Genomic DNA, 23,263 nt, shown 5'->3' with positions numbered 1-23,263 from the left:
AATGGGTGGGGTGGACGACAAGAGCCTGACCGAGAACAGCGCCCCCGCCAACCGGACGAGCCTCTGGGGCGGCCGGTTCGCCGGCGGTCCCGCCGAGGCGCTCGCGCGGCTGTCGGTGAGCGTCCAGTTCGACTGGCGTCTCGCCCCGTACGACATCGCCGGTTCCCGCGCGCACGCCCGGGTCCTCGCCGGCGCCGGCCTGCTCGACCCGGACGAACTGGGCCGGATGCTTGCCGCGCTGGACGACCTGGAGGCGGCCTGCGCCTCCGGGGCGTTCCGCCCGACGGTGGACGACGAGGACGTGCACACCGCGCTGGAACGCGGCCTGCTGGAACGCCTCGGCAGCCTCGGCGGCAAGCTGCGCGCCGGCCGGTCCCGCAACGACCAGGTCGCCACCGACCTGCGGCTCTACCTGCGCGATCACGCGCGCGGCGTGGCGGCCCGGCTGGTCGAGCTGGCCGAGGCCCTCGTCGAGCAGGCGGAGCGGCACGTGGACACCGCCGCGCCGGGCATGACGCACCTCCAGCACGCCCAGCCGGTGACGTTCGGGCACTGGCTGCTGGCCCACGTGCAGCCGCTGCTGCGCGACCTGGAACGGATGCGCGACTGGGACGAGCGGACCGCGATCAGCCCGCTCGGCGCGGGTGCGCTGGCCGGCTCGGGGCTGCCGCTGGACCCGGTGGCCGTCGCCAAGGAGCTGGGTTTCCGCACCTCGTTCGCCAACTCGATGGACGCGGTGGCGGACCGCGACTTCGTGGCCGAGTTCCTGTTCGTCACCGCGATGATCGGCGTGCACCTGTCCCGCCTCGGCGAGGAGGTGGTGCTCTGGACGTCGCAGGAGTTCGGCTGGGTCGAGCTGGACGACGCCTTCGCCACCGGCTCGTCGATCATGCCGCAGAAGAAGAACGCGGACATCGCCGAGCTGGCCCGGGGCAAGTCCGGCCGCCTGGTCGGCGGCCTGATGAGCGTGCTCACCATGCTCAAGGGCCTGCCCATGACGTACGACCGGGACATGCAGGAGGACAAGGAGCCGGCGTTCGACGCGGTCGACACGCTGGAACTGCTGCTGCCCGCGCTGGCCGGGATGATCTCCACGATGACGGTCCGGGTGGACCGGCTGGTGGCCAGCGCGCCGTCCGGTTTCTCGCTGGCCACCGAGGTCGCCGACTGGCTGGTGCGGCGCAACGTGCCGTTCCGCGACGCGCACGAGATCACCGGCAAGCTGGTGGCGCTCTGCGCGGCCCGCGACTGCGCGCTGGACGAGGTGTCCGACGCCGACCTGGCCGCCGTCAGCGAGCACCTGGACCCGTCGGTGCGCGACGTGCTCTCGGTGCGTTCGGCGCTGGCCGCCCGCATCACGCCCGGTTCCACCGGCCCCGGTCCGGTCGCCGACCAGCTCGCCGCCGCGGCGGACAAGCTGACCGGCTGGCGGGAGTGGGCCGCCGAGCGGGTCGTCCCCCGCTGAGCCACAGCTGGTCCGGGGCAGGCACCCGCCTGCCCCGGACCAGCCCGGCACCCATCCGCTGCCCTCCCGCGCCGCGCGCCGCGCGCCGAGATCTTGGAAGGAAATGGCCCCCATAGGGGCCGTAAGCTTCCAAGATCTACAGAAGTCCCGCTTTATGGAACGCGGATCCCGCTTGCTGGACGGTCTGCAGGGCCCGGACCTCGGACTTTGCCGCACGGGGCGGTTTCCGCTGGTGCCCGGATCTGCCGCACCATCAGCGGCGCCAGTCGGTCTGCGCGAGTTCGGCCGGCCCGGGCGGTCGGTGCTCCGTCCGCGTTCTCCGGTCAGCCTGTGGGGCGCTCGCGTTTGGGTAGCTTCGCCACCACCGCGTCGTACGAGCCGTCGACGGCCTCGGTCAGCTCGTCGTCCGGGATGTCACCGGCCAGCCGCAGCGTGTTCCAGCCGGAGCGGCCGATGTAGGGGGAGGGGCGCGCGTCGGCCGGGAACCGGTGCAGCCACTCGTCGGCCACCTCCCGGGACGCCCCGCACTTCACCCCGACCCGGCCCTCGCCGTCGGGGGAGCCGAGGAACGCGAAGATGCGGCTGCCCACCTTCACCACCTCGTCGCCCTCCCACGGCCGATCGAGCCAGGCTCCCGGCTTGGCCAGGCAGTAGGCCAGCATCTCCTCGCGCGTCATCGCGTCCTCCCGTGCCGTCGTCCGGCACAGTCTCGCCCGCCGCTGTGACAATCCGCGGGCCCGGCGCCGGCGGCGTGCCGGTCAGTCGCCGGTGCCGGTGCGGACGGTGAGCCGCTCGTAGCGCTGCCGGGCCGCCTGGGCGCTGCCCAGCCCCAGCCCGAAGGCGATCGCCTGCCAGGTCATGCCCCGCCCACGGGCCACCTGCAACAGGCCGGCCTCCAGCGCGTCCACCTCGGCCCGCACGTGCGGGATCAGCGTCAGCGCGGCCATCAGGTCGGCCTGGTCGACGGGCTCCTCACCCTCGTCCAGCTCGGCGCCGCCGGCCAGCGCCATCACCAGCGTGGCCGCCTCGTACGCGTCGGGCACGTCGGGGTGGGCGTAACGGCGACGACGAGAGTTCGAACCCGCGTGCCGCTCGGCGATCCGCAGCAGCGCCGCGTAGTTGCGGTGCGCGCGGGCCTGAGCAGCATCCGGAGCGGTGAACGGGTCGTTGTCCACGGTGACCATGACGTTCATCCCACACCTAAGAATGGCCCGTTGTCAACACCCCGTTGAAAGCCCTTCGTGTAAGACGCCGTGCCCTCGGGATGTGGGTGAGAAGTCGGCGCGTCATGTCCACCAGACGCGCCGACGGGTGTTCCGGGTTGCGCGGAACGGCCGATTCAGGCCGGTGAGTTCCGCACCGGGGCGGCTGGCGCGGGGCGGCGGCGCGGGGTGTGCCGCCGGTAGACGCTCACGCTCGGCTCGTCCGCCAGCCAGAACCGCCACGGCAGGTCGTGCGCGGCGGCGACCCCGACGCGCGGCCCGGCCACGATCCGCGCCGGTTCGACCGGCTCGGCCGGCGGTGTCAGGAGCAGCGGTCCGCTGCCGTCGACAGCCGAGGTGCCGTTGGCGTCCCGCCCGATCCCGAGCGCGGTGACCAGCCGGGCCGGGCCCCGGGCCAGATCCCGGTCGGCGGCGCGCGGCCGGCGCTCGCGGGCGATCTCGACGCCGTCGACCACCTCGCCCGCGCGCAGCAGCACCGCCGCCGCCTCGCCGTCCCGGCCGCAGACGATGTTCGCGCACCAGTGCATGCCGAACACGAAGTACACGTAGACGTGCCCGGCGGGCCCGAACATGACCTTGTTGCGCGGCGTCGGCCCGCGGTGGGCGTGCGACGCCGGATCCTCGCCGGTGCCCGCGTACGCCTCGACCTCGGTGAGCCGGACGGCGACGCCCCCGGCCGACACGGTCCAGCCGAGCAGCGTCCGCGCGGTGCCGGCGACCTGCGCGGCGGGCGCGTCGAGCCAGGGGTACGTCATCGCGGCAAGGGTAGTCGGTGGGTGGCGCGTGATCCGGGCCACGCCGGCGCCCGCAGCAGGCGGAATAGTTGACTCGTCAAATATGTTGTGAGGAGCGATCCCGGGCCGACCGGTCCGGACCCCACGCGAGGAGCTGGTCATGCAGTTCGGAGTCTTCACCGTCGGTGACGTCACAGTCGACCCGACGAACGGGCGGCTGCCGTCCGAGCGTGAGCGGATCAAGGCCATGACCGCCATCGCGCTCAAGGCCGAGGAGGTCGGCCTGGACGTGTTCGCCACCGGCGAGCACCACAACCCGCCGTTCGTGCCGTCGTCGCCGACCACCATGCTCGGCTGGATCGCCGCGCGCACCGAGCGGCTGGTGCTGTCCACCGCGACCACGCTCATCACCACGAACGACCCGGTGAAGATCGCCGAGGACTACGCGATGCTCCAGCACCTGGCCGACGGCCGGGTGGACCTGATGCTGGGCCGCGGCAACACCGGCCCGGTCTACCCGTGGTTCGGGCAGGACATCCGCAACGGCATCCCGCTGGCCATCGAGAACTACGACCTGCTGCACCGGCTGTGGCGCGAGAACGTGGTCGACTGGAAGGGCCGGTTCCGTACGCCGCTGCAGTCGTTCACCTCGACGCCGCGCCCGCTCGACGGCGTGCCGCCGTTCGTCTGGCACGGCTCGATCCGCAGCCCGGAGATCGCCGAGCAGGCCGCCTACTACGGTGACGGCTTCTTCGCCAACCACATCTTCTGGCCCAAGGAGCACACCCAGCGGATGGTCGGCCTCTACCGGGAGCGGTACGCGCACTACGGCCACGGCTCGCCGGACCAGGCCATCGTCGGCCTCGGCGGGCAGGTCTTCATGCGCCGCAACTCCCAGGACGCGGTACGCGAGTTCCGCCCCTACTTCGACAACGCCCCGGTCTACGGCCACGGCCCGTCGCTGGAGGAGTTCACCAGGGAGACGCCGCTGACAGTGGGCAGCCCGCAGCAGGTCATCGACCGCACGCTGGGTTTCCGCGAGTACGTCGGCGACTACCAGCGGCAGCTGTTCCTGATGGATCACGCCGGGCTGCCGCTGAAGACGGTGCTGGAGCAGCTCGACCTGCTGGGCGAGGAGGTGGTGCCGGTGCTGCGCAAGGAGTTCGACTCGCTGCGTCCCGCGCACGTGCCCGAGGCGCCCACCCACGCGAGCCTGCTCGCCGCCGCGCCGGTGGGCGGGGAGCAGCGATGACCAGCCGTACCCTCGCGGTCGTCTCGGCCGGGCTCGGCCGGCCGTCGTCGACCCGCCTGCTCGCCGACCAGCTCGCCGCGGCCGCCCGCGACGAGCTGGCCGGCCGCGGCGCCACCACCGTGGAGCTGCGGACGGTGGAGCTGCGCGAGCACGCCCACGACGTGGTGAACCACCTGCTCACCGGCTTCCCGCCGGCCGCGCTGCGGCAGACGCTCGACGACGTGGCCGCCGCCGACGGGCTGATCGCGGTGACGCCGATCTTCAACGCCTCCTACAACGGGCTGTTCAAGTCGTTCTTCGACGTGGTCGACCGGGACGCGCTCGCCGGCAAGCCGGTGCTGATCGGGGCGACCGGCGGCACCGCCCGGCACTCGCTGGCGCTGGAGCACGCGGTCCGGCCGATGTTCGCGTACCTGCGGGCGGCGACGCTGCCCACCGCGGTGTTCGCCGCGCCCGAGGACTGGGCCGGCGACGACGGCGACAGCGCGCTGCGGTCCCGGATCCGCCGGGCCGCCGCCGAGCTGGCCGAGCAGGTGGACCGCCGTCCGCCCGCGACCGGCCCGGCCGACCCGTTCGCGCTCACCACCGACTTCGCCGACCTGCTCGCCGGCCGCGACCCGGCCTGACACCGGGGGGAGGCGGGCGCAACCCGGGCCGCCCCGGGCAGGCCGCACGCAGCGCGCGCGAGGCCGCGCGGGTCAGTCGTCGGCCGGCTCGGGCCGGTGGGCGACCAGCACCGGGCAGTGGGAGTGCTGCACCAGGGCCTGGCTGACCGAGCCGAGCAGCAGCCCGACGAAGCCGCCCCGGCCCCGGGAGCCGACCACCACGAGCGCCGCCTCGCCGCTCGCCTCCCGCAGGGCGGTCTCCGGCGAGGCCGCGGTCACGGAGCGCTCGGTCACCCGCAGGCCCGGGTGCGCCGCCCGGACCCGGGCCGCCGCGTCGGCGAGCAGCCCCTCCGCCTCGGCCCGCTCGGCGGTGGACGCCTCTGCCGCCACCTCCGGCGTGACCGCGCCGCGTTCCGGCGACCGGACGTGCATCAGGACCAGCTCCGCGTCGCGTCGCTCGGCCTCGTCGGCGGCCAGCTCGATCGCGTACGCGGACGGGTCGGAGCCGTCCACGCCGACCAGCACCGGGCCGTCCACCGGGATCGGCTGCTCCTCGGGACGGACGATCAGCACCGGGCAGTGCCCGTGCTGCGCGAGCTGACCGCTGACCGAGCCGAGCAGCAGGCCGGCGAAGCCGCCGACGCCCCGGCTGCCCACCACCACCAGCTCGGCGCGGCGGGACTCCTCGACCATCGTCGCGCCCGGACCGCCCGCCACCTGGCGTACCTGCACCCGCAGGCCCGGGTGCCGCTCGGCCAGGTCGGCGGCGACCGACTCCAGCATCTTCTCCGACTCCGCGGTGGGCGCCGGCACCCCCAGGTCGTACGGGTTGAGCGGCACCCCGTAGCCGAGCGGGTGCAGGTAGCCGTGCACCAGCAGCAACGGCCGGGAACGGGCGACGGCGGTCGCGGCGGCCAGGTCGGCGGCGGCAAGGCTGGACGGCGATCCGTCCACTCCCACCACGACAGGTCGGTTCATCTGGTGCTTTCCCTCCGGTCGGCTCAGGCCATTGTGGCGGTGCCGGCCCGGCCCGGGCCGGGGAACCGGCTCAGTGGGCCCGGTTCCCCCGGTGCCGGACGACGGCGAGCGGGCTGTGGCAGTGGTGCAGCACGGCGTGGCTGACCGAGCCGAGCAGCAGCGCACCGAGGCTACCGCGCCCGTGTGCGCCGACCACCGTCAGCTGGGCGCCGACGGACTCCTCGACCAGCACCCGGGACGGGGTGGCGGCGGCGACCAGCTTCGGCCGTACCGTCACCTCCGGGTAGCGCTCGGCCCAGCCGGCGACCGCCTCGGCCAGCACCCGCTGCTCGTCGGCGCGCAGCTCCTGCGGGTCGTACGCCAGCGGCACGACGTCGCCGAACGCCTCCCGGTAGGTGACCGGCTGCGGGTACAGCCAGGTGTGCACCACCACCAGTTCGGCGCCGCGCGCCGCGGCCTCGGCGAACGCGAAGCCGACCGCCTCGTCGGAGAGCGCCGAGCCGTCCACGCCGACCACCACCGGGCCGTCGGCGCGGGCCTCGCCCCGGGCCACGAGCACCGGGCAGTCCGCGCGGGCGGAGAGCTGCACCGCGGCGGAGCCGACCAGCAGTTCCGCGAAGCCGCCGAGTCCCCGGTGACCGAGCACGAGCAGCGCGGCGTCGCGGCTCTCCCGCAGCAGCACCGCGACCGGTCCGCCGTCGACCACCGCGCCGGTCACAGCCAGCTCGGCGTCGACCTTGCGGGCCTCGTCCACCGCCTCCTCGACCAGCTTCTCGGCCTCCTGACGCAGCTCGATGTCGGGCAGCACCGGGGCGACCATGCCCAGCGGCGTGCCGACGAGCGGCCAGAGGAAGGCGTTCACCACCCGCAGCGGCCGGTGCCGCAGCACCGCCTCGCGTGCGGCCAGCCGTACCGCGTCCAGCGCGGACGGGGAGCCGTCCACGCCCACCACGACGGGGGCACCGGTCCTGTCGGTCATCACGTCCTCCTTCGGTTCACCCTCAGCCTGCGCCGACGGCTCCCACCTGGGCAGAGTCGATCCGCCCGACCCGGCCGGGACCATCGGCCCCTACCGCCCGGGGCGGTGGCGGGGTGAAATGGAACCACTGCTCCCCTCCTGTCGATCCTGGAGGCGCGATGACCCCGCTGGAGATGCTCCGCGTCCATCCGTTCCTGGCCGGGCTGCCCGACGAGTGGCTGCCCCGGCTCACCGGCTACGCCCGCCCGGTGGTCTGGCACCCCGGGCACCGGCTGTTCCGCGCCGGCCAGCCGGCCGACCGGTTCTGGCTGGTCCGCGGCGGTCAGGTGGCGCTCGACTTCCCGGTGCCGGGTCGCGGTGACGTGGGCATCGAGACGATCGGGCCGGGCGGGGTGCTCGGCTGGTCGTGGCTGTTCCCGCCGTACCGCTGGCAGTTCGGCGCGGTCGCCACCCAGCGCAGCAACGCCGTCGAGCTCGACGCCGACGGGGTGCGCCGGCTGATGGAGTCCGACGACACGCTCGGCCGTCAGCTCACCAGCCGGTTCATGAGCGTGGTGGTGGACCGCCTCCAGGCGTCCCGGGTCCGGCTGCTCGACCTGTACGGCTATCCGACGTCCATGGCGGGCTGAGACCTCGCCCGCGCGGGTGTGGCCTTGACGGTTCACTCAATTCCCGGAATGCTGTCCGTCAATGCTCCACATCTTGGGGTCACGGGGGAACCACGGCCGCGAGGGTGTTCATTCGATGTCGCTGTCCGCCGCGGCGCGCACATACGCGTCCGGCGAATGGCCGACGAATCGTGGTGAGCTGTCCCTCTGTCGGCACGCTTCTTCGTGCTCCGGTGCGCGCAAGTCGCGCTCGAAGACGAAAGGAAGCACCTTGATCAGACGAGTCATCCGGGTCGCTGTCATGTCGGCGTTGCTGTTCGCGCTGCCGCACCTCGCCTCACCGGCCGCCGCCGAGCCGGCCGGCACCTCGGCGCAACTCCTCTCCGCCTGTTACGACGGTGCGGTGACCGGCTACGTGACGGCCGGTTCGGGCAAGGCCTACCTGCCGTCCTCCACGGGCTACTACACGACTTCGAGTCGCTGTGGCGACATCAACTTCAGCAACCGGTCGTACGACAACCAGAACATCAACGCGCAGATCCGCGTCTGCTTCGTCAGCGCCGGATACTGCCAGAGCACGTGGAAGCACTACACGTCGACCACCGGCGCCTGGATGGTCATCGCCTCCAATGTCGCCGACGGCACCCGATTCCGGCTCGAATTCACTTTCGCGTCGAACACGTGGGGCTCGCACTACGGCAACCTCATCGCCTACTGACATTGGACACGGTGAATTGCCGGGAGCGCGGTGCCGGCAATTCACCGCACGGCCGACCGGGCTCCCCGGTCGGCCGTGCGGCCCGTGCGGGCCGGTCAGGTGACAGTCAGGCCACGCTCGGCGAACTGCCCGCGTACCCGCTCCAGCAGCTCCGGGGTGGGCGGCGCGGTGTCCGCCAGCGGGAAGGTGAGGCCGAGCTCGGCGTACTTGTGCGCGCCGAGGCGGTGGAACGGCAGCACCTCGACCCGCTCGACGGTGGCCAGCTCGGCGGCGAAGTCCGCCACCCCGGCCACGTTGGCCTCGCCGTCGGTGAGGCCGGGCACCAGCACGAACCGGATCCAGACCGGTACGCCCCGCTCTGCCAGCCGGCGACCGAAGCGCAACGTCGGCCCGATCCGCCCGGTGCGGGTCACCTCCCGGTAGGTGGCCGGGTCGCGGGACTTCACGTCCAGCAGCACCAGGTCGGTGGCGTCGAGCAGGGCGTCATCGGCGCGGGCGCCGAGGAAACCCGAGGTGTCCAGCGCGGTGTGCAGCCCGAGCTCCTTGCAGCGGCGCAGCACCTCGCCGGTGAACCGGGGCTGTAGCAGCGGCTCCCCGCCGCTGATGGTGACCCCGCCGCCGGCCACCGTGACGAAGCGGCGGTAGCGCCCCACCTCGGCCATCAGCTCGTCGACGGTACGGCTGCGGCCGCTGCGCCGGTACCAGGTGTCCGGGCTGTGGCAGTACCGGCAGCGCAGCGGGCAGCCGGCGAGGAACGCCACGAACCGGGTGCCGGGCCCGTCCACCCCGATCGACAGGTCCCACGAGTGCACGCTGCCGGTGAGCGCCCCGCCGGGCCCGGGCCGGACCGGCCCGGGCTGCGGCGTCGACAGCGTGTTCACAGCGACCCGTGGAAGGTCCGCGAGACGACGTCCTGCTGCTGCTCACGGGTGAGCCGGACGAAGTTCACCGCGTACCCGGAGACCCGGACGGTGAGCTGCGGGTACCGCTCCGGGTGCGCCATCGCGTCCAGCAGCGTGGCCCGGTCCAGCACGTTGACGTTGAGGTGGAACCCGCCGGCGTCGGTGTAACCGTCGAGCACCCCGGCCAGGTTGGCGATCCGCTCGTCGCGGGTGTGGCCCAGCCCGTCCGGCGTCACCGTGCCGGTCAGCGAGATGCCGTCGCGGGCGGCGTCGTACGGCAGCTTCGCCACCGACAGCGCGGCGGCGACCAGGCCGTGGCTGTCCCGGCCGTTCATCGGGTTCGCCCCCGGCGCGAACGGCTCACCGGCGCGCCGGCCGTCCGGCGTGTTGCCGGTGTGCTTGCCGTACACCACGTTCGAGGTGATGGTGAGCACCGACATGGTCAGCTCCGCGTCGCGGTACGTGCGCTGCCGGCGCAGCTTCTCCGCGAACGTCTCGACCAGCCACACCGCGATCTCGTCCGCCCGGTCGTCGTCGTTGCCGTACGTCGGGAACTCGCCCTCGACCGCGAAGTCGACGGCCACGCCGGACTCGTCGCGCAGCACCTTGACCCGGCCGTACCGGATGGCCGACAGGCTGTCCACCGCGACCGACAGCCCTGCGATGCCGGTGGCCATGAACCGGCGCACCGGGTGGTCGTGCAGCGCCATCTCCAGCCGCTCGTACGCGTACCTGTCGTGCTGGTGGTGGATCACGTTCAGCGCGTCCACGTACGTCTCGGCCAGCCAGTCCAGCGTCCGGTCGTACGCGGCAAGCACCTCGTCGTAGTCGAGCGTCTCGCCGCCGACCGGCGCGGCCGGCGGGGCGACCTGCGCGCCGGACAACTCGTCCCGGCCGCCGTTGATCGCGTACAGCAGCGCCTTGGCCAGGTTCGCCCGCGCGCCGAAGAACTGCATGTCCCGCCCGACCCGCATGGCCGACACGCAGCAGGCGATCGCGGTGTCGTCGTCGTACGCGGGGCGGATCAGCTCGTCGTTCTCGTACTGGATGGCGCTGGTGTCCAGCGACACCTGGGCGCAGAACCGCTTGAACCCCTCCGGCAGGCGCGGCGACCAGAGCACCGTCAGGTTCGGCTCCGGCGCCGGGCCCAGGTTGTACAGCGTCTGGAGGTAGCGGAACGTGGTGCGGGTGACCAGCGGCCGTCCGTCCGTGCCCATGCCGCCGAGCGACTCGGTGACCCAGGTCGGGTCGCCGGAGAAGAGCTGGTCGTACTCCGGCGTGCGCAGGAAGCGGATGATCCGCAGCTTGATCACGAAGTCGTCGATCAGCTCCTGGGCGCCGCTCTCGTCCAGCCGCCCCTCGGCGATGTCCCGCCGCAGGTACGCGTCGAGGAACCCGGCGGTGCGGCCGAGCGACATCGCGGCGCCGTTCTGCTCCTTCGTGGCGGCCAGGTAGGCGAAGTAGAGCCACTGGATCGCCTGCGCGCCGGTGGCGGCCGGGCGGGAGATGTCGAAGCCGTACGCGGCGGCCATCTCCTTCAGCTCACCGAGCGCGCGGATCTGCTCCGCCAGTTCCTCCCGGTCGCGGATCACGTCGTCGGTGCTGCGCCGCCCGTCCAGCGCCGCCTTGAGCGCGCGGCGCTCCTCGACCAGCCGGTCCACGCCGTACAGCGCCACCCGGCGGTAGTCGCCGATGATCCGTCCGCGCCCGTACGCGTCGGGCAGGCCGGTGATGACGTGCGAGCGCCGGGCCGCGAGCACGCTCTCCGGGTACGCGTCGAAGACCGCGTCGTTGTGGGTGCGGCGGTACCTGGTGAAGATCTCGTGCACGCGCGGGTCCGGTTCGCGCCCGTACGCGCGCAGCGCCGTCTCCACCATCCGCAGCCCGCCGGCCGGCATGATCGCCCGCCGCAGCGGCGCGTCGGTCTGCAACCCGACGATCAGCTCCCGCTCCCGGTCGATGTAGCCGGGCGCGTGCGAGGTGATCGTCGACGGGGTGGCCGCGTCGACGTCGTACACGCCGCGCCGCCGCTCCTCGCCGAACATCTCCTTCAGCCGGTCCCACACCGCGAGGGTGCGCGGCGTCGGCCCGGTCAGGAACGACGCGTCCCCGGTGTACGGCTCGTGGTTGTGGCGGACGAAGTCGGCCACGTCTACTGTCTCCTGCCACGCTCCGGCGTGGAATCCACGCCAGGGGGCCAGGGGTTCGGTGGCGGTCATGTCGGTCCTTCCCGGGGCGTCGACTGTGGGCCCGGTCCCCGCCGGCGCGGGGACCGGGGCGGGGTTCAGGGCTGGAGCACGAGCCGGGCGGCGACCCGGCCGGCGAGGACGTCGTCCACCGCGTCGTTGATCTCGTCCAGCTTGCGGATCTCGTAGACGACCCGGGTGCGGCCGGCGGCGTGCAGCGCGAAGACCTCGGCCAGGTCGGCGCGGGTGCCGACGATCGAGCCGAGCACCGTGATGCCCTTGAGCACCGTCTCGAAGACGGGCAGGGTGATCGCGTTGTCGGCGGGCAGCGACACCAGCACCAGCCGGCCGCCGCGACGCAGCGAGCGGTGCGCCTGCTCGATCACCCGGGGGCTCGCGGCGAGCACGATCGCCACGTCCACGCCGCCCAGGGCGGTGATCCGCTCGACCGGGTCGGTGGTGGCGGCGTCGACAGTGTGGGCCGCGCCGAGCGAGGTGGCCAGTGCCAGCTTCTCGGCGGTCACGTCGACCGCCACCGTCTCGGCGCCGAAGATCTGCGCGTACTGCTGGGCGAGGTGACCCAGGCCGCCGATGCCGAAGATCGCGACCCGTTCGCCCGGCCGTACCCCGGCGACTTTGACGGCCTTGTACGTGGTGACGCCCGCGCAGGTCAGCGGCGCGGCCTCGAACGGGTCCACGCCGTCGGGCACGCGCACCGCGTACCGGGCCGAGGCGACCGCGTACTCGGCGTGCGCGCCGTCGATGCTGTAACCGGTGTTGCGCTGCGACTCGCACAGCGTCTCCCAGCCGGTCACGCAGTACGCGCAGGTCCCGCAGGCCCAGCCGAGCCAGGGCAGCGCGACCCGGTCGCCGACGGCGTGCTCGGTGACGCCGGGGCCGACCTTCTCGACCAGGCCGACGCCCTCGTGCCCGGGCACGAACGGCGGGGTGGGCTTCACCGGCCATTCGCCGCGGGCGGCGTGGATGTCGGTGTGGCAGAGTCCGCTGGCTTCGATGCGGACCAGGATCTCGCCAGGGCCGACCTCCGGCACGGGACGCTCGGTGATCTCCATCGGACGGTCGAACGCGGTGACGACACTGGCGCGCATCGGGGGCCTCCCTCTGTCTCGTTCTCCCCTCAAGCGTCGTCCGGCCGGGCGCGGCCGGGCAGGGGCGCAGGACCACGGAGACCCGGGACCAACGGCCCCTCCGGGGCCGCAACGGCGGTACGGCCGCCGGTGACGTACCGGCGGCCGTACCCCTGGGGTGCTCAGCGGTCGACGACCAGGCGGCGGGCCCGCAGCAGGCGCGCCCACCGGGGCCGGTGGTCCGGGCGCAGCCGCGGCGCCGGCACGCCGCGCAGGCTGACCCATCCGCCCGGTCCCATGGTGACGGTGCCGACCGACGGCGGGCGGCGCCGCGACCACAGCGCCACGGCGGCGGTGAGCGCGGCCACCGCGAACGCGCCGGTGGCGGCGGCGACGAGCCGGTCGGGTTCGACCACGCGCCGGTAGCGGACCCGGCCGCCGGCCGCGACGAACACGCCCACCGGGTGGCCGTCGCGGTTCACCGGCACCAGCGCGGCGTCGCCGGGCAGTTCCAGCACCGGGCCCACCGGCCCGGCCGGGGCGGGGGCGGGCGCCGCGGCCGGCGGTGGCGCGGGCCGGGGGACCGGCGTCACAGCCGGGCCGGTCGGGTTGAAGATGGCGGTCATGGCACTGCCCTCCTAGCGGGAGTCGGACTTCTCGGTACGGGCCTCGACAGCGGCCCGCCCGGCGGCCAGCCGCGCCACCGGCACCCGGTACGGCGAGCAGGACACGTAGTCGAGCCCGGCCTCGGCGAAGAACCCGATCGAGTCCGGGTCGCCGCCGTGCTCACCGCAGACGCCGACGGTCAGCTCCGGCCGGGCCGCCCGCCCCTCGGCGACGGCGAGGCGGACCAGCCGGCCGACCCCGGCGGCGTCGATGCTCTCGAACGGCGACACCGGGAAGATCCCCCGGGCCAGGTACGCGGGGAAGAACGCGCCCTCCACGTCGTCCCGGGAGAACGCCCAGGTCATCTGCGTCAGGTCGTTGGTGCCGAAGGAGAAGAAGTGCGCCTCGGCGGCGATCTCCCCGGCGGTCAGCGCCGCCCGGGGCGTCTCGACCATGGTGCCGATCGGGATCTCCGGCGCGCCCGGCACCTCGGCCAGCACCCGCCGCGCCTCGTCCGCCACCGCGGCGAGCTCCCGCACGTCACCGACCAGCGGCACCATGATCTCCGGGCGCGGGTCACCGCCGGCCCGGACCCGCTGCGCGGCCGCCTCGGCCAGCGCCCGCACCTGCATCGCGAACAGCCCCGGCACCACCAGTCCGAGCCGCACGCCGCGCAGCCCCAGCATCGGGTTCGTCTCGTGCATCCGCCGCACCGCCGCCAGCAGCACGCCGTCGTGGCCCGGCTCCTCGCCGCGCGCCTGCGCGCCCGCCACCCGGGCGGTCAGCTCGGCCAACGGAGGCAGGAACTCGTGCAGCGGCGGGTCGAGCAGCCGGACCGTGACCGGCAGCCCGTCCATCGCGGTGAGCAGCCCGAGAAAGTCGGCGCGCTGCAACGGCAGCAGTTCGTCCAGCGCCGCGCCGACCTCGGCCGGGCCCTCGGCCAGGATGAGCCGCTCGACCAGTTCCCGGCGCTCGCCGAGGAACATGTGCTCGGTGCGGCACAGCCCGATCCCGGCGGCGCCCAGCTCGCGGGCGCGGCGGGCGTCGTCCGGGGTGTCCGCGTTGGCGCGGACGCCGAGCGTGCGCACCGCGTCGGCGTGCCCGAGCAGCCGGTGCACGGCGGCGACCAGCGGGTCGGCCTCCTGCCGCAGCTCACCGGTCAGGTAGCGGGCCACCGGGGACGGCTGCACCGGCACCTCGCCGAGCCAGATCCGCCCGCTGGTGCCGTCGATCGAGATCACGTCGCCGGCCCGCACCACCCGCTCGCCGACAGTGAACTCGCCGCGCTCGACGTCGATGCCCAGGGCCTCGGCCCCGCAGACGCAGGTGCGGCCCATGCCCCGCGCCACCACGGCGGCGTGCGAGGTCTTGCCGCCGCGCGAGGTGAGCACCCCGGTCGCGGCGATCATGCCGGGCAGGTCGTCCGGGTTCGTCTCCGGCCGGACGAGGATCACCGGTCCGTCGGCCGCAGCCGCGGCGGCGGAGTCGAACACCACCCGCCCGACGGCCGCGCCGGGCGAGGCGCCGACGCCGACCGCGATCGGCTCGGGCGCGCCGGCCGTGTCGAAGGCCGGGAACATCAGCTGGGCGAGCTGCGCCCCGGTGACCCGGGTCAGCGCCTCGTCGGCGGTGATCAGCCCCTCCTCGGCCAGTTGCGCGGCGATCACGAACGCGGCCGCCGCGGTGCGCTTGCCGACCCGGGTCTGCAGCATCCACAGCCGGCCGCGCTCGATGGTGAACTCGACGTCGCACAGGTCGCGGTAGTGCCGCTCCAGAGTCGTCATGATCTCCCGCAGCCGGTGGAAGCTCGCCGGGTCCAGCCGCTCCAGCTCGGTCAGCGGCACCGTGTTGCGGATGCCCGCCACCACGTCCTCGCCCTGCGCGTCGGTCAGGTAGTCGCCGTACACGCCGGGGGCGCCGGTGGCCGGGTCACGGGTGAACGCGACACCGGTGCCGGAGTCGGAGCCGAGGTTGCCGAACACCATCGCCATCACGTTGACGGCGGTGCCCAGGTCGTCCGGGATGCGCTCCTGCCGCCGGTAGATCCGGGCCCGCTCCGAGTGCCAGGACTCGAACACCGCGCGCACGGCCAGGAACAGCTGCTCGTGCGGGGCCTGCGGGAAGTCGTGCCCGACGTGCCGGAGGAAGATCTTCTTGTACGTCTCGACCAGGTCGTGCAACTGCCCCGCGCTCGGCCCGTCCGGCCCGGCGGTGGCCCGCAGCGCGGCCAGCTCGTGCTCGAACTCCTCGACCGGGATGCCGTGCACGGTGCGGCCGAACATCTGGATCAGCCGCCGGTACGAGTCCCAGGCGAACCGCTCGTCGCCGGTGCGCTCGGCCAGCCCGACGACTGTGGTGTCGTTGAGCCCGATGTCGAGGATCGTCTCCATCATCCCCGGCATCGAGTACCGGCCGCCGGAGCGCACCGCCAGCAGCAGCGGGTCACGCGGGTCGCCCAGCCACCGGTCCAGCCGCGCCTCCACCTCCCGCAGATGCGCGTTCATCTCCTCGTACAGGCCCGCCGGCGGCGCCCCGGTGGCCAGGTACGCCCGGCAGGCGTCGGTGGTGACGGTGAACCCGGGCGGCACCGGCAACCCGAGCCGGGTCATCTCGGCGAGGTTGGCGCCCTTGCCGCCGAGCAGGTCGGCCCGGCTGCGGTCACCTTCGATGAAGTCGTAGACGTACTTCGACATGATCCGGCCTCCTCGACTGCGTCGTTACACCTCCTTGGTAACCGGGCCGCCCGGCCGGACGTCAGGGCCGGACGGGACACACACCGGGCCGGAGGTCCCGACCGTGTCGGTGGGTCCACGTATCGTTCCGGCCGTGACCGACCACCTGCTGCTCCGCCCGGTGCGCGACGACGACCTGCCCGCCTTCTTCGCCCACGAGCAGGACCCGCAGGCGAACTGGATGGCCGCGTTCGGCCCGCAGGACCCGTCCGACCGGGCCGCGTTCGAGGCGCACTGGGCGCGCATCCGCGCCGACGAGCGCATCGTGAACCGGGCCGTCACCGTCGACGGAGAGCTGGTCGGGCGGGTGGCGGCGTTCCCAGTCGGCGAGCAGACCGAGGTCAGCTACTGGATCGACGCGGCGTACTGGGGGCGCGGCCACGCCACCGCCGCGCTGCGCGCGCTGCTGACCGAGGTGCCGCACCGGCCGCTGCGGGCCCGCGCCGCGAAGGACAACGCCGCCTCGCTGGCGGTGCTGCGCAAGTGCGGCTTCGTCGTGGTCGGCGAGGACTCGGGGTACGCCCCGGCGCGCGGCGCCGAGGTCGAGGAGTACGTGCTGGAACTGCCCGCCGAGGGGTCTGACCAGGCAGGCGGCTAGTCTCCCCGGGTGAACTGGCTGGAACTCGTCGGCTGGGCCGGCTCCGCGCTGCTGGTCTGGTCCCTGCTGCAGACCCGGATCCTGCGGCTGCGCGCGCTCAACCTGGTCGGCTGCCTCATCCTGATCGGCTACAACGCCGCCGTGCAGGTCTGGCCGATGGTGGGGCTGAACGTCGTGCTCACCGTGATCAACGTCTGGTACCTGCGCAAGCTGCTGGCCACCCGGCACGACGAGCAGACCTACCAGGTGGTCGAGGTGGGCACCGCTGACGCGTTCCTGGCGCACACGCTGCGGGTGCACGCCGCCGACATCGCGCGGTTCAACCCGGGCTTCCGCTGGGACCCGGCGGCCGACGACCGCTCGGCGTTCCTGGTGGTACGCGCCGACGAGGTGGTCGGCGTGATGCTCTCGCACGCCGAACCGGGCGGGGTGGCCCAGATCGACCTGGACTACGTGACCCCGCCGTTCCGGGACTTCACCCCGGGGGAGTTCGTCTACCGGCGCAGCCGGCTGTTCACCGACCGGGGCTTCCGCCGGGTGGTCAGCCCGCCCGGCATGATCGCCCCGTACTACCACCGGCTCGGGTTCCGCCCGGAGGGCGGCGCGTACGTGCTCGACCTGCCGGTCCCCACTACGCGGGGGTGAATCGCGGCGCTCCCGCCCGGCGCTCAGTGATCGCACAGGATTCAGGCGCGGGCCCGCGGGGCAACAGAGGGCCACGCCGACCGGATCTGCCGGCCGGCGGGTCGGCCGTCGGCCGACCCGGATCGGGCCGAGGGAGATAACCGGTCGTGCAGAGCTACTGGAGCCAGCTTGCCCTGGTCGGTGTGCTGGTGATCCTCAACGCGGTGTTCGCCGGCAGCGAGATGGCGCTGGTGTCCCTGCGCGACAGCCAGGTGCAGCGGCTGGAGCGCAGCAGCCGCGGCGGACGGACCCTCGCCCGTCTCGCGAAGGACCCGAACCGGTTCCTGGCCACCATCCAGATCGGCATCACACTCGCCGGGTTCCTGGCCTCCGCCGCCGCCGCGGTGTCGCTGGCCCGGCCGCTCGTCCCGCTGCTGGGCGTCTTCGGCAACGCCGCCGAGACCGTCGCCATCGTCGCTGTCACGCTGGTGCTCACGTTCGTCACGCTCGTCTTCGGCGAGCTGGCCCCGAAGCGGATCGCCATGCAGTCGGCCGAGCGGTGGGCGCTGCTGGTGGCCCGCCCGCTGGACGTGCTCTCCAGCGTCACCCGGCCCGCCGTCTGGCTGCTGGGCGCGACCACCGACCTGGTGGTACGCCTGTTCGGCCTGGACCCGAAGGCCGAGCCGGACGAGATCGGCCCGGACGAGCTGCGCGACATCGTGGCCGGCAACCACGGCTTCACCAAGGAACAACGCATGATCATCGCCGGTGCGGTGGAGATCGCCGACCGGCAGCTGCGGGCGGTGCTCGTACCCCGGTTGCAGGTCTTCACGCTCGACAGCGGCACCACCGCGGAGGCCGCCCGGCTCGTCCTGGCGGCGACCGGCCACTCCCGGGCGCCGGTGGTCCGCCACGGCGGCCTGGACGAGGCGGTGGGCGTCATCCACCTGCGGGACCTGGTCGGCGTCTCCGACGACCGGCCGGTCGACGAGATCGCCCGCCCGCCGATGCTGCTGCCCGACTCGCTGCCGGTGGTCGACGCGCTGCGCCAGTTCAAGGCCGAGCGGCAGCACATCGCGCTGGTGGTCGACGAGCGCGGCGCGGTCGACGGGATCGTGACGCTGGAGGACATCCTGGAGGAGATCGTCGGCGAGATCTACGACGAGACCGACCGGGACCTGCGCGCCGTGCGCACCGAGGCCGACGGCACGCTCGTGCTGCCCGGCACGTTCCCGGTGCACGACCTGACCGACCTCGGGGTGGAGCTGCCGAACCGGCCCGCGGGCGACTACACCACTGTCGCCGGGCTGGTGCTGATCTGCCTCGGGCACATCCCGACGGTGGCGGGGGAGCAGGTCACCGTGGACGGCTGGGAGTTGTCGGTGGCCGGCGTCGACCAGCGGGCGATCACCGAGGTGCACGTCCGCCGCCGCAGCCGCGGCGAGGACTCGGCGGACGACGACACCACGGGCGACGCGGCCGACCCGGCCGACGCCCCCGAACTCGACGACGCCCGTCGCTGACCGGCGCCGGGCGCGGGCTGCCCGGCGCACCGCCGCCCGGGGCCTCAGCGGCCTCCGGCGGGCGGGCCGAACGGGAAACCGGGCACCGGCGGCAGCAGTTGCACCGCGTCGGCGGGCAGTTGACGGGTGCTCCGCCCGACCAGCCGGGCCGTCACCCGCAGCAGCCACGGCCCGGACGGATGCAGCTCGGGGCCGATCAGCCGGCTGATCACCCGGGTCCACCAGTGCCCGGCGACTATCACGTCGGTGATCCGCAGCCGGTCCGGCGGCCACCCGCCGCGCACCACCACGTCCACCACCCGGCCCAGCCGCCGCCCGTGCAGGTCGTACGCGGTGCGGCCGAGCAGCTCACCCGCTCGCACGGCCGGACCCCGGGATCCGCTCGATCAGGTGCCGGCGCAGCCACGCCTCCACCGGCGACGGCGGCAGGTCCGCCGCCGGGCAGCGCAGCCGCACCGCGCTGTCCACGCGGGCGACCTGCGACAGCGGTACGCGCAACGGCGGTACCGGCGGGTCGTCGGTGAACCGGTCCGCCACCGCCACCAGCAGCCGCCCGATCCGGCCGCCGATCCGCTCCCCGAGCGCGCCCTGTCCGGTGAGCAGGCAGTCCACGTACGGGACGCCGTCGTCGTCGATCGCGAACGCGATGTCGTCGACCCGTCCGACCAGCAGCCCGTCCACGTCGACGATCTGCCGGTCGAGCAGCCGCTTGGCGAGCTGAACCCTCATGGCCCCATCCCCGTCATGATCGCCAGTGGGATCGCGGCCACCGAGGCCGCGACGATGAGCAGCAGGAACACCGCGCCGAGCAGGTTCGTCCACCGCCCGTTGACCCGGTCGCCGAGATACCCGCGGTCGTTGGCGACCACGAGGATCGGCAGGTACGTCAGCGGCAGCACCACCGCGCTGAGCACCAGCATGTACTCGGTCAGCCGCACCGGGTCCACCGTCGTCATCAGCATCACCACGCCGAGCAGCAGCCCGACCAGCAGCACGCTGTGGAACCGGGCCGCCTCCCGGGGTCGGACCCGCTTGCCCCACTGCCACCCGAAGTACTGCGCCGCCGCGTACGCCGCCGACAGCCCGGTCTCCAGCGCCGCGCCGAACGTCACCGCGAAGAACGCCAGCACCGCGGCGGCCAGGCCGGCCCCACCGAGCGCCGTCGCCACCGGCCGCGCCACCTCGTCGAGCGTGCTCAGCGACGCCCCGGACGGGTGATAGGCCACCGTCGCCACGGCGACCAGCGACAACGCCAGGAACCCGCCCACCGGGAAGCCGATCAGCACGTTCGAACGGGCCCGCGCCAGGTCCGCCGCGCCCCACCGCTCCTCGACGCCGCCGGAGGAGAAGAAGAACACCTCGTACGGGCTGACCGTGGAGGCGAACAGCGCCACCGCCACGAACCAGTACAGCGGCCAGCCGTGCCCGGACGCGCTGACCTGCCACGCGCCCCGGCCGAGTTCCGGCCAGTCGGTCGGCAGCGCCACCAGCGCGACAGCGAACACCAGCAGCGCCAGCCCGGCCAGGCCGAAGATCCGTTCCATCAGCTCGAACCGCAGCCGCCACAGCACCAGCCAGACCGCCAGCGCGGCGAGCGGCACCCAGAACAGGTGGCTGAGCCGGGTCGCCAGTTGCAGCGCCAGCGCCACACCGCCCAGCTCCGCGGCGAGCGTGACCACGGTGACCAGCCACGACGCGACCAGGTTGAGCAGCGCCACGCGCGGACCGAGCCGCTCCCGGACCAGATCGAACACCGCCCGCCCGCTCACCGCCGCGATGCGTCCGGCCATCTCCGCGTACGCGCAGATGCCGACCACCCCGGCCAGCAGCACCCAGGTGTGGGCCATGCCGAACAGCGCGCCGGCCTGACTGGCCGCCACCAGGTCGCCGATGTCGACGAAGCCGCCGACGGCGGACAGGACGCCGAGCGTGGCGGCGAACAGCTTCCTCACGTCGGGCCGGGAGCGGACGTCCTCACCGAGGCGACGATATCGGCGTTACTGCGCCTTTTGGGCCGAAACGGCCAGCCGGGTCAGGCGGCGGTGAGGTTCTGCAGCCGTACCTGGCCGCGCGCCACCAGCCGCCCGTCGGCGTCGGTGATCTCCACCAGCCAGAGTTGCTGGCTGCGGCCCCGGTGCACGGGCGTGCCGACAGCCGTCAGTTCGCCGTCGCGCACCGCGCGCAGGAAGTCCGTCTGGTTCGACACCCCGACCACGTTGCCCTTGTCGCCCAGCCAGAGCGCGCCGCCGATGCTGGCCGCCGTCTCCACCACCGAGCAGTAGACGCCGCCGTGCTGGATCCCGTACGGCTGGTGCAGCTCCGGGCGCACCTTCCAGCGGATCACCACCCGGTCCCCGCTGACCTCGTCGAACGTCAGGCCCAGCAGGGCCACGAAGCCACCGGTCAGGTTCGGCATGTCCACCGCTGTTCCTCCTCGCGTTCGACGGCGCCGCCAGCCTAGTCGGCCGCACCTCGGCAAACCCGGTACGGGCCGGGCCCGGTGATGGGGGAGAATCGGTGACCGTGACCGACAGCAACCTCCCGCCGGGGCGGGACTCCCTGACCGACGACCTGCTGTGGCGGGGCCTGATCCAGGACTCGACCGGCCTCGACGAACTGCGCGAGCTGCTCGACGGCGGGAGCACCACCTTCTACGTGGGCTTCGACCCCACCGCGCCGAGCCTGCACATCGGCAACCTGATGCAGGTCGTGATGGCCCGCCGGCTCCAGCAGGCCGGGCACCGTCCGCTGCTGCTCGTCGGTGGCGCCACCGGGCAGATCGGCGACCCGAAGGAGAGCGCCGAGCGGACGCTGAACCCGCCCGAGGTGATCGCCGGCTGGGTGGAGCGCATCCGCGAGCAGCTCTCGCCGTTCGTCACGTACACCGGGGAGAACGCGGCGCAACTCGTCAACAACCTGGACTGGACCGGCGAGATGTCGGTGGTGGAGTTCCTCCGGGACGTCGGCAAGCACTTCCCGGTCAACAAGATGCTCGCCCGCGAGGTGGTGAAGGCGCGGCTGGAGACCGGCATCAGCTACACCGAGTTCAGCTACCAGCTCCTGCAGGCCAACGACTACTTCGAGCTGCACCGCCGGCACGGCTGCCGGCTGCAGTACGGCGGCTCCGACCAGTGGGGCAACATCACCGCCGGGGTGGACTACGTCCGGCGGCGCGGCGCCGGTCCGGTGGAGGCGTTCACCACGCCGCTGGTGACGAAGGCCGACGGCACCAAGTTCGGCAAGAGCGAGACCGGCACGGTCTGGCTCGACCCGCAGATGACCAGCCCGTACGCGTTCTACCAGTTCTGGGTCAACGCCGACGACCGGGACGTCAGCCGCTACCTGCGGTACTTCAGCTTCCGCTCCCGCGAGGAGCTGGAGGAGCTGGAGAAGGCCACTGCGGAACGGCCGCAGGCGCGCCTGGCCCAGCGGGCGCTCGCCGAGGAACTGACCACGCTCGTGCACGGCGAGCGGGAGATGGCCCAGGCGGTGGCCGCGAGCCAGGCGCTGTTCGGGCGCGGCTCGCTCGACGAACTGGCGCCGGAGACGCTGCGCGCCGCGCTGACCGAGGCCGGCCTGGTGCACCTCGACGAGCTGCCGGACGTGGCCGGCCTGCTCAAGGAGTCGGGCCTGGTGCCGAGCATGAAGGAGGCACGGCGGGTGATCGCCGAGGGCGGCGCGTACGTCAACAACACCCGGATCGCCGAGGTGGACGCCACCGTCTCCGCGGACGACCTGCTGCACGGCCGGTACCTCGTGCTGCGCCGGGGCAAGCGCTCCTTCGCGGGTGTTGAGCTGCGCAAATAGTCGCCCCTCCATGGTGTGACGCGGGACGCGCCCAGCGGATTTGACGATCACTCCGCTGGGCGCGTAACTTTCTCTCTGCCAGCGCGGAACGGACGAAACAGGGCGAAAGACCTGATAGGCCGGAGCGCAGGACCTGAGAACCGGGTGGTGCCCCGGATTCGCCGGGAGGCGGATTTGGCGAGGCGGAACCGACCGGGTAAGGTTGTCGGCCGGTAGGGAAACGGACGAGCCAGCGGGAAACCGCGGGCGGCCGGCCTACCGAATTCCTCGGAACGACCGGCGGAAGCCGGTTGATCGGGGTGCCCGGTAAAAGGGTGTGACGCACGACAAACCGGTTGACACCGGTTTGACACGGCAGAAACCACCGGGTAACGTAGTAAAAGTGCCCGGCGCGAGAGCGGCGGGTGTTTGAACGAGATGCCCCGGCTGGGGGCCCTGCTGATGTGGGGCCTGGTGGTTGGTGTGTGGTTGTTCTTTGAGAACTCAACAGGGTGCTTGTAAAGCCAGTGCCAATTGTTTTATACCCCGGACTGGTCAGGCTGTTGTCTGGCTGGTTGGGATTCCTTTGGCAACACTTTTGTTGTCAGGATGCTGTTCGACAAGTTTTTGTTGGAGAGTTTGATCCTGGCTCAGGA

Annotated in this window: 24 protein-coding genes; 9 read left to right on the top strand and 15 right to left on the bottom strand. The window is 73.2% G+C overall.

All coding sequences use genetic code 11. The annotated features are described in order from the left end of the window. Nucleotide 1: 1 nt before the first annotated feature. A complete protein-coding gene (gene argH / locus AB0B20_RS07930; protein ID WP_030271078.1) occupies nt 2–1,465 on the top strand; it encodes an argininosuccinate lyase in 1,464 nt (487 codons plus the stop codon). 323 nt (nt 1,466–1,788) lie between these two features. Here the strand turns inward: argH and AB0B20_RS07925 are convergent, their stop codons facing one another. The 3 genes from AB0B20_RS07925 to AB0B20_RS07915 all read right to left on the bottom strand — a co-directional run bounded on the left by AB0B20_RS07925 (nt 1,789) and on the right by AB0B20_RS07915 (nt 3,443). Next, nucleotides 1,789–2,142 (bottom strand): MmcQ/YjbR family DNA-binding protein, encoded by a 354-nt coding sequence (locus tag AB0B20_RS07925; RefSeq protein WP_357386424.1) that lies wholly within the window; start codon nt 2,140–2,142, stop codon nt 1,789–1,791. An 81-nt stretch (nt 2,143–2,223) separates the two neighbouring features. After that, nucleotides 2,224–2,658, bottom strand: coding sequence for a DNA-binding protein (locus AB0B20_RS07920; protein ID WP_357386422.1), 435 nt, complete (start codon nt 2,656–2,658; stop codon nt 2,224–2,226). Between the two features lie 146 nt (nt 2,659–2,804). Continuing rightward, entirely contained in the window at nt 2,805–3,443 is a 639-nt protein-coding gene (locus tag AB0B20_RS07915; RefSeq protein ID WP_357386420.1) for a DNA-3-methyladenine glycosylase, read from the bottom strand. Between the two features lie 139 nt (nt 3,444–3,582). Here AB0B20_RS07915 and AB0B20_RS07910 point away from each other — a divergent pair, with 139 nt between their 5' ends. Beyond that, entirely contained in the window at nt 3,583–4,674 is a 1,092-nt protein-coding gene (locus AB0B20_RS07910) for an LLM class flavin-dependent oxidoreductase (RefSeq protein WP_357386418.1), read from the top strand. Then, nucleotides 4,671–5,300 (top strand): CE1759 family FMN reductase, encoded by a 630-nt coding sequence (locus AB0B20_RS07905; protein ID WP_357386416.1) that lies wholly within the window; start codon nt 4,671–4,673, stop codon nt 5,298–5,300. Before AB0B20_RS07910 ends, AB0B20_RS07905 begins: the two co-directional genes overlap by 4 nt. Before the next feature lie 72 nt (nt 5,301–5,372). Here AB0B20_RS07905 and AB0B20_RS07900 read toward each other — a convergent pair whose 3' ends face one another. Together AB0B20_RS07900 and AB0B20_RS07895 are read right to left on the bottom strand one after the other, a co-directional pair. Further along, nucleotides 5,373–6,257 (bottom strand): universal stress protein, encoded by an 885-nt coding sequence (locus AB0B20_RS07900; protein WP_357386414.1) that lies wholly within the window; start codon nt 6,255–6,257, stop codon nt 5,373–5,375. Between the two features lie 70 nt (nt 6,258–6,327). After that, nucleotides 6,328–7,236 carry a universal stress protein gene (locus tag AB0B20_RS07895; RefSeq protein ID WP_357386412.1) on the bottom strand — a complete coding sequence of 303 codons (909 nt, stop codon included), beginning with the start codon at nt 7,234–7,236 and terminating at the stop codon, nt 6,328–6,330. A 158-nt stretch (nt 7,237–7,394) separates the two neighbouring features. Between AB0B20_RS07895 and AB0B20_RS07890 the strand changes: the two genes are divergently transcribed. Continuing rightward, entirely contained in the window at nt 7,395–7,865 is a 471-nt protein-coding gene (locus tag AB0B20_RS07890; RefSeq protein WP_357386410.1) for a cyclic nucleotide-binding domain-containing protein, read from the top strand. Nucleotides 7,866–7,973: 108 nt separating this feature from the next. On the opposite strand, the gene AB0B20_RS07885 is transcribed toward AB0B20_RS07890, so the two are convergent. Continuing rightward, the gene (locus AB0B20_RS07885; RefSeq protein WP_357469116.1) at nt 7,974–8,147 is read right to left on the bottom strand and encodes a hypothetical protein; all 174 of its coding nucleotides are present in this window, start codon (nt 8,145–8,147) and stop codon (nt 7,974–7,976) included. Between AB0B20_RS07885 and AB0B20_RS07880 the strand changes: the two genes are divergently transcribed. Further along, on the top strand, nt 8,146–8,562 hold the full coding sequence (locus tag AB0B20_RS07880) for a hypothetical protein (protein ID WP_357469113.1): 417 nt from the start codon (nt 8,146–8,148) through the stop codon (nt 8,560–8,562). The two genes, AB0B20_RS07885 and AB0B20_RS07880, sit on opposite strands and share 2 nt — an antisense overlap. Before the next feature lie 95 nt (nt 8,563–8,657). Here AB0B20_RS07880 and pflA read toward each other — a convergent pair whose 3' ends face one another. The 5 genes from pflA to ppdK all read right to left on the bottom strand — a co-directional run bounded on the left by pflA (nt 8,658) and on the right by ppdK (nt 16,037). After that, nucleotides 8,658–9,434 (bottom strand): pyruvate formate-lyase-activating protein, encoded by a 777-nt coding sequence (gene pflA / locus AB0B20_RS07875; RefSeq protein WP_357386582.1) that lies wholly within the window; start codon nt 9,432–9,434, stop codon nt 8,658–8,660. Between the two features lie 5 nt (nt 9,435–9,439). Further along, nucleotides 9,440–11,683: a formate C-acetyltransferase gene (gene pflB, locus AB0B20_RS07870; protein ID WP_357469110.1), complete on the bottom strand. Its 2,244-nt coding sequence runs from the start codon at nt 11,681–11,683 to the stop codon at nt 9,440–9,442. A 65-nt stretch (nt 11,684–11,748) separates the two neighbouring features. Next, the gene (gene adhP, locus AB0B20_RS07865) at nt 11,749–12,759 is read right to left on the bottom strand and encodes an alcohol dehydrogenase AdhP (RefSeq protein WP_357469105.1); all 1,011 of its coding nucleotides are present in this window, start codon (nt 12,757–12,759) and stop codon (nt 11,749–11,751) included. Between the two features lie 161 nt (nt 12,760–12,920). Further along, nucleotides 12,921–13,364 carry a hypothetical protein gene (locus AB0B20_RS07860; protein ID WP_357386403.1) on the bottom strand — a complete coding sequence of 148 codons (444 nt, stop codon included), beginning with the start codon at nt 13,362–13,364 and terminating at the stop codon, nt 12,921–12,923. 12 nt (nt 13,365–13,376) lie between these two features. Further along, the gene (ppdK, locus tag AB0B20_RS07855; RefSeq protein WP_357469103.1) at nt 13,377–16,037 is read right to left on the bottom strand and encodes a pyruvate, phosphate dikinase; all 2,661 of its coding nucleotides are present in this window, start codon (nt 16,035–16,037) and stop codon (nt 13,377–13,379) included. Nucleotides 16,038–16,170: 133 nt separating this feature from the next. Between ppdK and AB0B20_RS07850 the strand changes: the two genes are divergently transcribed. From AB0B20_RS07850 to AB0B20_RS07840, 3 genes are all read left to right on the top strand, one after another. Further along, on the top strand, nt 16,171–16,674 hold the full coding sequence (locus AB0B20_RS07850; protein ID WP_357469100.1) for a GNAT family N-acetyltransferase: 504 nt from the start codon (nt 16,171–16,173) through the stop codon (nt 16,672–16,674). Between the two features lie 9 nt (nt 16,675–16,683). After that, complete coding sequence (locus AB0B20_RS07845) at nt 16,684–17,319, top strand: hypothetical protein (protein WP_357469098.1); 636 nt, start codon at nt 16,684–16,686, stop codon at nt 17,317–17,319. A 146-nt stretch (nt 17,320–17,465) separates the two neighbouring features. Next, nucleotides 17,466–18,821 (top strand): hemolysin family protein, encoded by a 1,356-nt coding sequence (locus AB0B20_RS07840; RefSeq protein ID WP_357386395.1) that lies wholly within the window; start codon nt 17,466–17,468, stop codon nt 18,819–18,821. 44 nt (nt 18,822–18,865) lie between these two features. Here AB0B20_RS07840 and AB0B20_RS07835 read toward each other — a convergent pair whose 3' ends face one another. The 4 genes from AB0B20_RS07835 to AB0B20_RS07820 form a co-directional block, all read right to left on the bottom strand. After that, nucleotides 18,866–19,183, bottom strand: a complete 318-nt coding sequence (locus AB0B20_RS07835; RefSeq protein WP_357386394.1) for a PRC-barrel domain containing protein — start codon at nt 19,181–19,183, stop codon at nt 18,866–18,868. Then, a complete protein-coding gene (locus AB0B20_RS07830; RefSeq protein ID WP_357386392.1) occupies nt 19,170–19,550 on the bottom strand; it encodes a hypothetical protein in 381 nt (126 codons plus the stop codon). The genes AB0B20_RS07835 and AB0B20_RS07830 overlap by 14 nt, the downstream gene beginning before the upstream one ends. Then, nucleotides 19,547–20,773 (bottom strand): divalent metal cation transporter, encoded by a 1,227-nt coding sequence (locus AB0B20_RS07825; protein ID WP_357469093.1) that lies wholly within the window; start codon nt 20,771–20,773, stop codon nt 19,547–19,549. Before AB0B20_RS07825 ends, AB0B20_RS07830 begins: the two co-directional genes overlap by 4 nt. An 80-nt stretch (nt 20,774–20,853) precedes the next feature. Beyond that, nucleotides 20,854–21,237: a PaaI family thioesterase gene (locus tag AB0B20_RS07820; protein ID WP_175438812.1), complete on the bottom strand. Its 384-nt coding sequence runs from the start codon at nt 21,235–21,237 to the stop codon at nt 20,854–20,856. 107 nt (nt 21,238–21,344) lie between these two features. Between AB0B20_RS07820 and tyrS the strand changes: the two genes are divergently transcribed. Next, on the top strand, nt 21,345–22,628 hold the full coding sequence (tyrS, locus tag AB0B20_RS07815; RefSeq protein WP_357386579.1) for a tyrosine--tRNA ligase: 1,284 nt from the start codon (nt 21,345–21,347) through the stop codon (nt 22,626–22,628). Nucleotides 22,629–23,263 lie beyond the last annotated feature (635 nt).

It is taken from the genome of Micromonospora sp. NPDC049151 (genome assembly GCF_040648395.1).
Classification (GTDB): domain Bacteria; phylum Actinomycetota; class Actinomycetes; order Mycobacteriales; family Micromonosporaceae; genus Micromonospora.
The sequence above is the reverse complement of the archived record's forward strand: the minus strand, read 5'-3'. Positions and strand labels throughout refer to the sequence as shown.